This window comes from Micromonospora sp. H61, assembly GCF_018070325.1.
Lineage (GTDB): Bacteria > Actinomycetota > Actinomycetes > Mycobacteriales > Micromonosporaceae > Micromonospora > Micromonospora salmantinae.
The window spans coordinates 1-12,847 of sequence record NZ_JAGPXY010000060.1 but is presented as its reverse complement, the minus strand read 5'-3'; the positions used below and the strand labels follow the sequence as shown (position 1 = coordinate 12,847).

8 protein-coding genes are annotated in these 12,847 nt (G+C 73.1%); 2 read left to right on the top strand and 6 right to left on the bottom strand.

The window, feature by feature from the left end; genetic code table 11:
- Positions 1-92: 92 nt before the first annotated feature.
- The 5 genes from KBX08_RS24710 to KBX08_RS24690 all read right to left on the bottom strand — a co-directional run bounded on the left by KBX08_RS24710 (position 93) and on the right by KBX08_RS24690 (position 8,492).
- Positions 93-1,454, bottom strand: coding sequence for a right-handed parallel beta-helix repeat-containing protein (locus KBX08_RS24710; RefSeq protein WP_210785766.1), 1,362 nt, complete (start codon positions 1,452-1,454; stop codon positions 93-95).
- A 262-nt stretch (positions 1,455-1,716) separates the two neighbouring features.
- Complete coding sequence (locus tag KBX08_RS24705) at positions 1,717-3,813, bottom strand: APC family permease (protein ID WP_210785765.1); 2,097 nt, start codon at positions 3,811-3,813, stop codon at positions 1,717-1,719.
- 87 nt (positions 3,814-3,900) lie between these two features.
- A complete protein-coding gene (locus tag KBX08_RS24700) occupies positions 3,901-4,302 on the bottom strand; it encodes a hypothetical protein (protein ID WP_210785764.1) in 402 nt (133 codons plus the stop codon).
- A gap of 376 nt (positions 4,303-4,678) precedes the next feature.
- Entirely contained in the window at positions 4,679-5,449 is a 771-nt protein-coding gene (locus KBX08_RS24695; RefSeq protein WP_210785763.1) for a DUF5995 family protein, read from the bottom strand.
- A gap of 145 nt (positions 5,450-5,594) precedes the next feature.
- Positions 5,595-8,492, bottom strand: a complete 2,898-nt coding sequence (locus tag KBX08_RS24690) for a LuxR family transcriptional regulator (protein ID WP_210785762.1) — start codon at positions 8,490-8,492, stop codon at positions 5,595-5,597.
- Between the two features lie 194 nt (positions 8,493-8,686).
- Between KBX08_RS24690 and KBX08_RS24685 the strand changes: the two genes are divergently transcribed.
- Positions 8,687-10,939, top strand: coding sequence for an adenylate/guanylate cyclase domain-containing protein (locus KBX08_RS24685; protein WP_210785761.1), 2,253 nt, complete (start codon positions 8,687-8,689; stop codon positions 10,937-10,939).
- A 30-nt stretch (positions 10,940-10,969) separates the two neighbouring features.
- On the opposite strand, the gene KBX08_RS24680 is transcribed toward KBX08_RS24685, so the two are convergent.
- The gene (locus KBX08_RS24680) at positions 10,970-11,515 is read right to left on the bottom strand and encodes a YciI family protein (RefSeq protein ID WP_210785760.1); all 546 of its coding nucleotides are present in this window, start codon (positions 11,513-11,515) and stop codon (positions 10,970-10,972) included.
- Between the two features lie 165 nt (positions 11,516-11,680).
- Here KBX08_RS24680 and KBX08_RS24675 point away from each other — a divergent pair.
- On the top strand, positions 11,681-12,847 hold a 1,167-nt coding region (locus tag KBX08_RS24675; RefSeq protein WP_210785759.1), incomplete at its 3' end, for a BTAD domain-containing putative transcriptional regulator.

The window sequence follows — 12,847 nt, the reverse complement described above, 5'->3', positions numbered from 1 at the left end:
CACCCGGCCCACCGGCGATCGGTCGATCGCTCCTGCGGGTCGGGTGCGTTTTGGACCGGTGTCCGCCACCCGGCGGGCCACCCCACTGATGGTCAGCGGAAACAGTTGGGAACCGGCGCCGTGCTGTCCAGGCAGTTGCTGGGCTCGTTGCCGCTGATCTCGGTCTCGTCATCGACCTTGGCCTGGGCTTTGTCCACGAAGAGGCCGCCCGGCCGAACGTCGGAGACATTGTCGGCCACTCGGCTCTTGAACAGCGAAATCTGGCCCATGGTGACGAAGATGCCGCCCGCCTTCTTGTCGGCGTCGTTGCGGCTGACGTCGCTACGGCGCACCAGCAGGTTGGACTTCTCCGAGTAGATCCCACCACCGTCGCCTTCGGACATGTTGTCCGTGATGGTGCTCTCGTCCAGCGGAAGCAGGCCCTGGAAGGTGGAGATGCCGCCGCCCTTGACCGTGGCGGTGTTGTCACGGATCGTCATGCCCCGCAGGTAGAGCACCGCGTCCGAGTTCGCGATGCCCCCGCCGACCTCGGCGGTGTTGCCGATCACCCGGACGTCCGAGACCTTGCTGCGCGCCGAGAAACTGGCGAAGCCCCCGCCCTGCGCCGCCTTGTTGTCGGCGAACGTGCTCCGGTGGACCTCGGCCGCTCCCCGGTAGTTGCCGAGCCCACCGCCATAGCTGGCGGCGGTGTTCTCGAAGAACTTCGACTTGTCCAGGGTGAGCACGCCACCGTTGAGCAGCCCTCCGCCCTTGCCCTCCTTGCCGATGGCGCGGTTGCCGACGAAGGTGCTGTCGCTGATCACCATGTTGCCGTCGTTGAAGACCGCGCCACCGCCTCCCTCGGCGGAGCGGGAGGTGCTTCCGATGATCGTCGTGCGCCGCACGGCGGCGGCGGCTCCATGGACCACGTGGATGCTGCCCCCCTCGGCTGCCGACCGGCCGTTCTTGAGGACGACGTCACTCAGGTCCAACTCACCACCATCGCGGACGGTGAAGAACCGGAACTCCTCGGCGTCCGGGTCGCGCCGGATGGTGGCGCCCTCCCCCCGGATGGTGATGGCGTGGTAGATGACAGGCAGACCGGCCTTGTCGTCCTTCGGATCGCGCGGGGGCGTCTCGGCGTCCCCGGGGTTCTCGGCGGTGTCGGCAGCCTCGCGGGCGTCCCGGATGCCGCCGTCGTAATCGTCGGGTTGCTGGAAAGCCTCGGTGAGGGTGTAGGTGCACTTGCGCGCCAGGCGAAGCTCGCCGCCACCCTCGGCGTTGGCACGGACGAGCGCCGCGATGAGCCGGTCGGAGTCGCAGGGCACCGTCACCCGGTCGGCCGCCGCAGCCGCCACGCCGGTCAGACCCGTCGTCGCCACCACCATGCCGCCAGCCACCAGACCACCGGTTAAGAACCACCGGGACCGCCGCCTGGGCCGCGCTGGGCGTCGACTCGCTCGGTACGTGAACATAGAACTTCCCTGCCCCTCGTGCATCTGAACACGGCCGCCCCCAAAACAGGCGCGGGGTGGCTAACGTCCCTACCGCCACCGAAATGACGATACGACGGTCAAATGTGACAAGGCAGGCGAACGTGAATAAGCTTGCGATTGCGCTTGGGTGCCCCGTCCGGCACCCGACCGGCACAACAGGGCCGAATCCCTCCGAAACACCGGCTCGGGGCCGCTCCAGTGCCAGGGGCCGGCCCCAATGGCGGCCACGTCAGCGCCGAACTCACCCGCCGACGTGGATGCCGGGTCGACGCAGCGGGTCCCGTTCGGTCCGGCGGATGATCTCCCGCACGACCGGCGGGGTGTCCCCCCGGCCCAGGATGAGGTAGCGCGCCAGATGCGCGATCGGGCTGCCCTCCGACCACTCGAAGTGCGCGTGCGGCCGGACGCCGGTGGCGTCCCGCAGGGCCAGCAGGATCGCGGCGATCGCGTTCGGCGCGGCCGGGCTGTTGGCCCGCAGCACCCGGAAGCCGCCCACCTCCATCCCGTGCACGCGCAACACCTGACTGAACTCCGACGGATCGACCACGTCGATCTCCAGGAACAGCACGTCCGCGGCCCCGGGCACCGGATTCATCCCGCGCTGCGCACGCTCCTTGATCGTGTACTCCTTCACCGACCCCTTCTGCCGCTTGTTCGCGATCAGGTGCAGCTGCCCGTCGTGCGCCAGCGACTCGGTGATGAACCGACGGGCCGCCTCGTCGAACTCGATCCGCTCGGCGCGCAGCTCGGTGGTCCGGGTGACCCGGGAGACCAACGAGACCACGATGATGCCGAGGATGAACAGCGCGGAGATCGTGATGCCGTCCGGCTGTTCGATGACGTTCTCCAGCAGCGCGTACAGCAGCACCAGGGTCAGCACTGTGAAGCCGATCGCGGAGCCACGCCGGTGATGACGGGCCGCGGAGATCGTCACCGCCACCGCGCCGGAGACCATCATGGCCAGGATCCCGGTGGCGTACGCCCCGGCCTGGGCGTTGACGTCGGCGCGAAAGGCGATCGTGATGGCGACGCTGACGACGGTGTAGACGATCACCACGGGGCGTACCGCCCGCGCCCACTCGGGTGCCATGCCGTACGACGGCAGGTAGCGCGGCACGATGTTGATCAGCCCGGCCATCGCCGAGGCGCCGGCGAACCAGAGGATGAGCACGCTGCTCACGTCGTAGACGCTGCCGAACACCTCCCCCAGGTAGGTGTGCGCCAGGAACGCCAGCGCCCGCCCGTTCGCGCCGCCACCCGGCCGGAACTCCTCCGCCGGAATGAGCGCCGTGGTCACGAAGGTCGTCGAGATCAGGTACACCGACATGATCAACGCGGCGGTGGTGAGCAGCCGACGAGTGTTGCGGATCCGGGCGGCGAGCCGGGCCTGCTTGTCCGCTCCGTCGGCCGAAACCAGGGGCATCATGCTGACCCCGGTCTCGAAACCCGACAGCCCCAGCACCAGCAGCGGGAACGCCAACACGGCGGTGACCAGCACCCCGCCCGGGCCGCCACCGGTCGAGGTCACCGCGGCCGTCCAGTTCGACACGATGCCCGGGTCCTCGACGATCCGGGCCACCGCGACCACGACGATCACCGCGTTGAGCACAAGGAAGACCGCGACCAGCGGGATGGCCACCACCACCGCCTCGCGGAACCCGAGCAGGAACACCCCGCCGAGGATGAGCAGCAGCACCACCGTCACCACGACCGGCACCACGGACCCGTGCAGGACGTCCGGCAGGTACGGGTTCTCCAGCAGGTGCACTGTGGCGTCGGCCGAGGAGAGGGTGATCGTGATGATCCAGGAGGTGGCCACGAAGCCGAGCAGCACGAGGACGAAAATCTTGCCCCGCCAGAACGGCAACAACCGCTCCAACATCGCCACCGAACCCTGACCGTGCGGGCTCTCGTGGGCCACCCGCCGGTACATCGGCAGCATGCCGAACAGCGTGAGCACGACGATCAACAGGGTCGCCAGCGGGGAAAGCGCCCCGGCCGCCACCGCCGCGATTCCCGGCAGGTACGACAGCGTGGAGAAGTAGTCCACGCCGGTCAGGCACATCACCTGCCACCAGGCGTGCCGACGGTTCTGCCCCTCGGTCGCCTCGGGGCCGGGCGGCTGCACCTGGTGCTGGAAGAGCCACCGGCGCAACGGGCTGGCCGGCGGCGCCGAGCGGGCCGGGGTGGCCACGCGTTCGGGCACCACGACGCCGTGCCGGCCGCCCCGGTGTGGGCGGGCCGGATCGCGGGCCGCCCGCAGCGCCGGGTCCGGGCCGCTCGGCGCGTGGCGGCGCCCGGTCCAGCGCCCTGGTTTCGCCCGGTGCTCGTCAGCCATCGCCAGTCCCACCCTCACAGGTCCTGATCTGACGGTAGGCGGTGACCCGGCGCCCGATCGGCGGAACCGGGCACCTGTTCGGCCTGCTCAGGACAGGTCCGTGACGGTGAACAGCCGGGCCAGCGCGGGTGGGTCGGCGACGGTCACCGTGGCCGCCGGGTGCCGGGGCCGCCCGCCAGGCAGCAGCGCCGGCACCGGTACGGCGAAGCGCAGGCAGATCCCGCCGGCCGCACTGCTGCCGAAGGTCGCACCGCCGTCGGCCAGCGACAGGTGCGGGCCGATCGCCCGCCACCATCGGTACGGCCCGCTCAGCTCGACGGCGGTGACGTTGTCCCGCTCGGTCCGCAGCCGCCACGGCCCGTACCGGATCATCAGGTCCCGTTCGGTGACGACGACCCAGGCCGTCGCCGGGCGGACCCCCAGCAGCGCCAGCACCGGGCGGAACACCGGGTCGAAGCGGAACGGAAACCGGGCCACCACGCCGGTCATCGGGCGCCGGGCCGAGCGGTGGGCCGCGACACCGGGCCGCCCGGCCGCAGGGGGCCGGGCCGCGCGGGCCGGGGGCGGGCGGCGGGCCGGCGCCGGGCCAGGACGGTCATGGCGCGGGCGTACCCGATCCGGGCCCGCCGACACCCCCGGATCCGCACGCCGGTCGAACTGACCCCCGTTCGGTGCTCCCCCACCGCCGGCCGACACCCCCCGGGCCGGCCGACGGTGGCAGACGGTCGACACCCCCCGGGCCGACCGGCTGTCCCCCGGCGTGACCGACCCGACCTCGGGCGGCCACGCGGGGTGGAACTGGTGGGACGCGCCCCCGCGCTCCGCCGCCCCCCACGGGGCGGAGCGCGGAGGCCCCCCGTCCCGGCTACTGCAGGAACGCCCCGAGGGGCGAGAGCAGCAACCGGCCGAGCGCCGCGGCGTTGTCGTCCAACCGTGTGCGCTCACACTCGCGGGCGTCCGGATCGTGCCGGCACCGCCAGATCTTCTGCGCGTTGCGCCAGGCGACATCGCGGGTGTACTCGACCAGTTCCCCCTGGTACCAGTCGTCGATGTCGCCGTTGAGCATGTCGATGAGCAGCTGCCACCGCTCCAGGTAACCCCGGCGCAAGCCGGGGATCTTGTCCGCGAAGATGTTGTTGATCTCGAGGTAGTCGTGGTGCTGGTCGCTGCCGTCGACCGGCTCCGACTCCAGGTGGTCGAACGTGGTCACCAGTGCGAACGGCAGGTCGAAGTTGATGTGCGCGTTCACCCCGGCCGCCGCCGACGGCAGCGGGCGGGCATCGGGCCCCCGCATCCGCTCGAAGAGGCACGACCACGCCTTCGGGGTGCCGGGGCTGGAGTCGGTCCACAGTCGCATCGCGTCGAAGTACCGGGCGGCGAACTCGACGTCGAGCCGGGAGAGGAAGACCGGATCGACGAAGCGGTCGTCGTACAGCCCGTCCAGCACGCTGCTGGTGATGGTCAGGTAGAGCTTGTTGAAGTCAGCGAGGGGGCAACTGGCTTCCAACGGTGGCAGCCGGACCAGCATGTCCTGGAGCTTGGTCAGGTGATCGACCACGGCCGGCACGTCCGCGGGATGATCGGCGAGCAGGTCGACGATGTCCCGGTGCACGGGCCCCCAGACCGGTTCGATCATTTTTCCTCCATTGTGGTCGGCGGCATCCCCCGTGCCGTCGTCGACGCGGCCCAGCCTCTCAGCCGACACCGGGGCACCGGATCAGTAGAACGACGTATCCCGGCGCGCACACGCGCCGGGATACGTACTTCAGTGGTCGGGTCGGTCAGCCCCGTTGGTTGCGCAACTGGATCGCGCTGGCCTGCACGCGGGTACGCACCTGGAGCTTGTCGAAGATGTGCGACACGTGCACCCCGATGGTCCGCTCGCTGATGAACAGCCGCTGCCCGATCTCCCTGTTGGTCAACCCCTCGGCGACCAGGGCGAGCACTTCCCGCTCCCGGGCGGTGAGCGCCGCCAACTCGTCGTCGGACGCCTCGACCGGGACGCTGCGCGCACCGGTGGTGCTGTCGCGCTCGTCCAGCGACACCCGGGCCCGCCCGGCCAGCTCGCGGATCTCCGAGGTCAACGGCACCGCGCCCAACCCCTGCGCCACCCGGTACGCCTCCCGCAGGAGCTTGCCGGCGGTCGCCACCCGGCTGCGCCGAGCCAGCAGCGCCTCGGCCTGCCGCAGCCGCGAGTAGGCCGCCGGATAGGGATGATTGCGTCGATCCCACTCGGCGGCCGACACGGCCCACAGCTCCGGATCGCTGCCGTCGAGGCGGCTCACCTCGGCGGCGCACAGCGCGAGGAAGCCCTCCACCACCGAGCGCACCGGCCGGGCGGCACCGGCGCTCTTGCGGGCCACCCGCTCGGCCACGTCCCGCAGCCGGCGCACCGCCGTCGGGTCCACCTCCACCGTGCGGCTGGCGTGCGCCTCAGCCTCGGCACGCAGTCCGTGCCAGACCAGCGCGGAGAGGATCATCACGTCGTCGGAACGGCTCTCGGTGAGGCCGCGCTGCACCGCCTGCCGGGCCACGTCGTGCCGGCCCTCCCACATGGCGAGCCCGGAGCGCAGGGTGAGCAGCGGAATGACGTGTCGCGCCCCGCCGCCGGCGAGCAGGGTCGCCACCGCGTCGAGGTCCCGACCGGCGGCCTCGATGTCGCCGTAGCCCACCGACAGCCGACACCGGGCCAACAGCAGCTCCACGGCGTCCGCACCGGACGGTCGGTGCCGCAGGGCCGCGGCCACCACCTTCTCCGCCTCGGCCCACTGGCCCACCCGGAACAGCCCGTTGATGGCGATGGCCAGCAGCCGGGTGCCCCAGGTGCGGCCCAGCCCCAGCTCGGCCACCCGTTCGGCGCCCCGCCGGGCCACCACCACGCCCTCTTCGAGGACGTTCAGCGGCCCGGTCAGCAGCTCCGCCAGGTGCAGGTACGCGCAGGCCACGTCCTCGGGTTGACCGGCACGCTCGGCGGTGTCGAGGGCGTCGCGCATGACCGCCAGACCGGCGTCCGGGTCTTCCAGACAGGCGTCGCTGAAGCCCAACGCCGAACTGGCCAGCACCACCTCCGTGGCCGAGCCCGCCACGTTCTCGGCCAACGCCAACGCCTCGCGGGCCCGCTCACCGGCGTCGGCGTAGCGGCCCAGGTGCAGCAACAGCTCGGCCAGGCGGGCGGCGGCGCTCGCCCGGTCCCGAGGGGAGCAGTCCTCCGCCTTGAGCGCCCGCTGGTACTCCTCCTCGGCCAGCGCGGAGCGACCGGCGGCGGCCAGGTAGCGGGCCCGGCGGATGTGCAGCGCGCAGCTCGGCTCGCCACCCCGCAGCGTGGCGAGCTCCTCCAGCAGGGCCAACGCGCGGGCATGCTCCCCACAGTGGTGGGCCGCCTCGGCGGCGTTCTCGAGCAACTCGACCCGGTCCACCGTCAGCGGGCCCGGCTCGGCGGCCAACTGCAACGCCGCCGACCAGTGTCGGTGCGCCTCGGCGTAACCGTGCAGCCGCTCGGCCTCCTGGGCGGCGGCCACCGCCGCCGGCAGGGCCCGCGCCGGCTCGCCGGCCAGCCGCCAGTGGTGCGCCAACCGGGCCTGGTGCAGCTCACCCGGCGCCGTGGTCAGCGCCTCGGCGTAGCGGCGGTGCAGCCCGGAGCGTTCGGCCGGCAGCAGCTCGTGCGCCAGCACCTCGGCCACGAGGCGGTGCCGCAGCCGGTAGCCCTCGTCGGCGCCGACCAGCAGCCGGTGCGCCACCGCGGCCCGGGCCGCGGCGATCAACTCGTCCTCCGGCATCCGTAGCACCTCGGCCAGCAGCCAGTGCTGCACCGGCTCGACCCCGGCGGCCACCGCGTGCACCACGGCGTGCGCGTGTTGGGGCAGCGCGTCGACCCGGTCGAGGAAGATCTCCCGCAGGGTCTCGGACAGGCCGTCGCGGCCGTCGCGCAGATCCCGGGCCAACTCCTCGATGACGAACGGGTTGCCACCGCTGCGCTGCCACACCTGCTCGGCCGCGTCCGCGGTCAGCGTCCGGCCGACCACAGCGGCGGCGAGCGTCTCGGTGTCGGCGCGGCCCAGCGGCGCCAGGTCGAGCACCCGCACCGTGCGGAGCCGACGCAGCTCGGTGAGCACCCGGCGCAACGGGTGCACGCCCTGCAACGACTCGGCGCGCACCGCCGCCAGCACCGACAACTGAAGATCACCCAGGCCGGCGAGCAGGTAGAGCAGGAGCTGCCGGGTGCTGCGGTCGACCCACTGGAGGTCGTCGAGGATCAGCACCAGCGGGCGGCCCTCGGCGATCAGGTGCAGGCCACGGGAGACCCGCTCCAGCAACGCGCCGGCGCCGTCCGGGCCGGCGGTCTCGTCGGCGAACATCTGCAGCAGCCCCCGCACCGCCGAGGAGGTGCGCGCGGGCGAGGCGGACACCTCGGTGTCGAACCGGCGCAGCGCCTGCAGCAGCGGGTGCAGCGGGGAGGCGTCGCCGATGTCGAGGCAGCTGCCGGTGAGCACCACGGCGCCGCGCTCCCGTAGGCGGTCGCCGATCTCGCCCAAGAGCCGGGTCTTTCCCACACCGCTCTCGCCGGTCAGGAAGACCGCCGCGGTCTGCCCGTGCGCGGCGTCGCCGAGCAACGCGGACCGAACCGTCTGCACCAGCTCGGCCCGGCCCACGAGCGGTGCGGTGTCCACATCGCTGGCCATGCCACGCAGCCTAATCACAGTGCCCCTCACCGTTCTACGGCCGCCCACCGCTTGTGGTACTCCTCGCGTCGACTTTGCGACTAAAGGTTGCAGGTGGCCGACATACGTCGTTCGGCAGATCCCCCGTCGGCCCACTAATGCCAATCTCCGGAGGTGATCAGGCAACAGCGGGGAGAAAGGCCGGTGCGACACCCATGACCACCAGCATCATCGTCGACACACAACGGACCGTCACCCCGCTCTGGCCGGTACCTCAGGAGAGGCGCGTCGTCACCGTCCTCTTCGCGGACATCGTCGGCTCCACGGCCCTGGTGGACCGGCTCGACCCCGAGGACGTCCGAGCGTTGCAACGGGCCTACTTCGACACCGTGGCAGGTGTGCTGCACCGCTGGCACGGGGTGGTGGAGAAGTACATCGGCGACGCCGTGATGGCGCTCTTCGGCGCTCGGCACTCCGACGGCTTCGACGCGTACCGGGCGGTGCGCGCCGGGCTCGAGATCCAGGCCGCGCTGGACCGACGGCCCATGGTCGACGGCATCAGGCTGCGTGTCCGGGTCGGTGTCGCCACCGGCGAGGTCGTGGCCGACCTGGGCGACGTCGTCACCGGTGGGCACGGCGTGGCCAGCGGCGCGGTGATCACCACAGCGGCCCGCCTGCAGGAGTACGCCGCGCCCGGTGCCGTCGCGCTCTGCGCGGCCACCGCGCGCGCCACCGCCGGCCTGATCACCCAGCGTCAGCTCACGCCGGTGCCGGTCGCCGGTCGGGTGCCGCCGGTGCCGGTCTGGCACGCCGTCGGTCCGGTACGCCCCGGCGCCGACCGGCACGACGGCCCGTTGATCGGTCGACGCCGCGAACTGGCCACCATCCACGACCAGTTGGGCGCGGCCATCCGAGACCGGACGCCACGCTGGATCTCACTGGTCGGCCCCACCGGCAGTGGCCGCAGCCGGCTGCTGCACGAGCTGACCCGTGGGCTGACCACGGTGGACGGATTGGCGGTCCGCTGGTGCGTGGCGCACTGTCAGCCGTACCCCGATCAGGTGTTGGCGCCGGTCGCGCACCTGCTCCGCAGCCTCGCCGGGATCCGGCACAGCGACGGCCCGGCGGCGGTCCACGACCGGCTCGTCGCCGCCCTGACGCCGCTGTTCCCGCCGACCCGGGTGGCCACCGCCGTTCCGGCGCTCCAGCGGATGCTGACCACCCCGGACGGCTCGGCCGCCGCCCTCGCCGGCGCGGCGATCTGCCGCGAGGTCCTGCTGCGGCTGGCCGCCCACCGGCCACTGATCGTGGCAGTCGACGACCTGGACCGGGCCGCGCCCCCGGTGAGCCGCTTCCTGCACGCGCTGTTCGGCGCGGCGACGGAGCGCGGGCTGCCGCTGGCCCTGCTCACAGTGCACCAGCCGCAGTGGGCCGACACCCGGCCCGGCCCGGCACGCCAGATGACGATCGGACCACTGGCCACTGTGCAGTCCGGACGGCTGCTGCGCCACCTGCTCACCCGGGCCGGGCAGCCGGTGGCCCTGGTCGACCGGCTGCTGCCGCTGGTGGGAGGCCGCCCCGGGCACGCGGCGGCGTACGTCACGTCGCTGGTGGACGGTGCCGATCCGGCGGCCCTCCCGCTGCCCGAGGCGGTACGTCGAGCCGTCGGCGCGGAGCTGGACCAGCTCGACGGTGAGCGGCGGGCGGTCCTGATGGCCGCCGGCACCCTCGGTGGTCTGATCTCCGGGGCGGCCGTGGACCGGGCACTCGGCTGGACGCCCGGTCGGTCCGCATCCGCGCTCCGCAAGCTGGTCGCCGCCGGGCTGCTCCTCCCCCACCACGTCGACGGGTACGCGTTCGCCGCTCCCGCGCTGCGCCAGGTCGCCGTCGAACGGTTGCCCCGCGCCCTGCGGGTCGTCTTCCAACGCCGGGCCGTCGACGTGCCGAGCGGCGACGCCGGGCACCTGGATGCCACCCCGCCCGACCCGCGCGCTCGTGGCGTCAACGGCTCGGCGGCGAGGAGTGCGGAGATCGTGCGCCTCGACACCGTCGGCGCTCGGACCGGCCGCCTCGACGCCGTCTTCGCGGCGCTGGCCCCGGCAGGGCCGGGCGGTGGCACCGGCCCGACCGCGCTGAGGCGAGGCAGTCCCACCCCGACGATGGCCACCCGTCCCGCCGCGTCGGGTTCCGACGCCAACCGTACGGCGGGCTCACGCCGGCTCCGAGCCGTCGCCTCGGCGGGCGACGTACCGCCGACGCCTGCCACGGCGGCGTCCCGACCTCGGCGCAGTGCGGGCGGTGACCCGTTCCGGGACATCGGACGCCCCGCAGCGCCGATCCGCCCCACGCCGGCGGGTTCGGCTGGGCACCGGACACTCGCCGACGCCGGCACTGCGCCGGGCGTGGTGCGGGCAATACCTCGCCCACCGTTGATCCGCCCACTGGACGGCCTGCCCGCCACCGCCTGACCATGGGGCATCGGGGCGGTTCAGGGCAGGTCAGGACGGTCGCCCTCCGAACTGCCAGTTGTGCACCTCGATGTCGGCGTACCGGTCCACGGTCAATATGGCGCGCGCCGCGTCCGGGTTCGGCGCCCGCAGCAGCGCGGCGGTGCCGAGCCAGGTGACGCCGTCGTCGGCCAGCAGGGGCCCGTACGCGACCAGCTCGTGCGGGTCGGGCGGCACGGCCAGGTCGGCGGCCTGCCCGGCGCCGAGGCCGAGCACCAGATAACGGGTGCCGCCGGTCCGGCCGCCAGGGAAGTCCCACATGGTGCGGCCCAGCGTGTTGCGCCACCGGCGCAGCAGCACGTCCCGGTACACGCCGGCCTGGTAGTTCGGTTCCTCGAACGCGAACGCCCGCGCGGCGGCCGGGTCGGGCACGTCGACGATGTGCACGCTGCCGGTGGGCGTGTCGCCGACGAAGGTCGGGCCACGGGCGATCATTCCCGCCGCGTACCGGTCCATGTACGACCAGTGCTCGGGCAACAGGTCGTCGCGCAAGGCCGCCGAGCCGGGCCGGTCACTGTGGTAACAGAGAAACTCCACGCCGCATTCTCGCCGGGTGCCCCTCGTCGGCGGCGGGCCGGGTGCCGCAGTGGCCGCTACGGTACGGACGCCGAGGCCAGCAGCGCGCGCCTGCCGTGATCTGGATGCCCGGTGTCCCGTGGCAGCGGTCGAGCCGCTCACCAGCGCGACTAGGATTGGTCCGTCATGCTGCTACGGGTGCTCGGGCCGCTTGAGGTCGAGGTCGACACAGGCGGGCCGGTCGACCTCGGCGGCCCCCGCCAACGCGCTGTGCTCGCGCTGCTGCTCGCGGCCCGCGGCGAGGTCGTCTCCGTCGGGCAGATGATCGAGGATCTATGGCGGGGTGACCCGCCGCCCCGGGCGATCGCCTCCCTCCAGGCATACGTCTCGCATCTGCGTCGCCTTCTGGAGCCGGCCCGTGAGCGCCGGGCGCCGGCCCGGGTCCTGGTCACCGCGCCACCGGGCTACGCGCTGCGGCTGCCTGTGGACGCCGTCGACGCCGGTCGGTTCGAGACGTTGCTCGCCGAGGCGCGTGCGGTCGGCCCCGCCGACCCGGACCGGGCACGTCGGTTGCTCAGCGTCGGGCTCGAGCTGTGGCGCGGTCGGGCGTACGCCGAATTCGCCGGTGAGCCGTGGGCGCAGCCGGAGGTGCTGCGGCTGGAGGAACTGCGGCTCGGCGCCCGGGAGCTGCTGCTCGACGTGACGATGCGCTGCGGCGACGCGGCCGAGGCGGTGCCGGAGGCGGAGCTGTTGACCCGGCAGGCGCCGCTGCGGGAGGAGAGCTGGCGGCTGCTGGCGCTGGCGTTGTGGCGTACCGGTCGGCAGGGCGACGCGCTCGCCGCGCTGCGCCGGGCCCGGACGACCCTGGCGGACCAGCTCGGACTGGACCCGGGCCCGGCGCTGGTCGAGGTGGAGTCCGCCATCCTGGGCCAACGACTCGACCTGCTGCCACCGGCGGCGGCGACAGCGCTACGCGTCCAGCGGCAGGGGCCGGTGGAGGTCTTCGTCGGCCGGGAGGCAGAGCTGGAGGCGCTTCGGCAGGCAGCCGCCGAGGCGGTGGCGAGCGGGCCGCGAGTCGCTCTGCTCAGCGGTGAGGCCGGGGCCGGCAAGACGAGCCTGCTCACCCGGTTTCGGGACGAGCTCACCGCCAACGGCTGGCTGGTCGCTGTCGGCCGCAGCCCCGAGGTCGAGGGCGCCCCGCCGGCCTGGGCCAGGGTCGAGGCGCTGCGGCAACTCGCCGAGCAGGCGCCCCCGGGCGATCTCACACCGGCGCTCGCCCCGCTGCTCGGTGGGGGCGACGGCGAGGCCGGCGGCGACGTCACGGCCGGCCGGATCCGGCTGCACCGCGCCGTC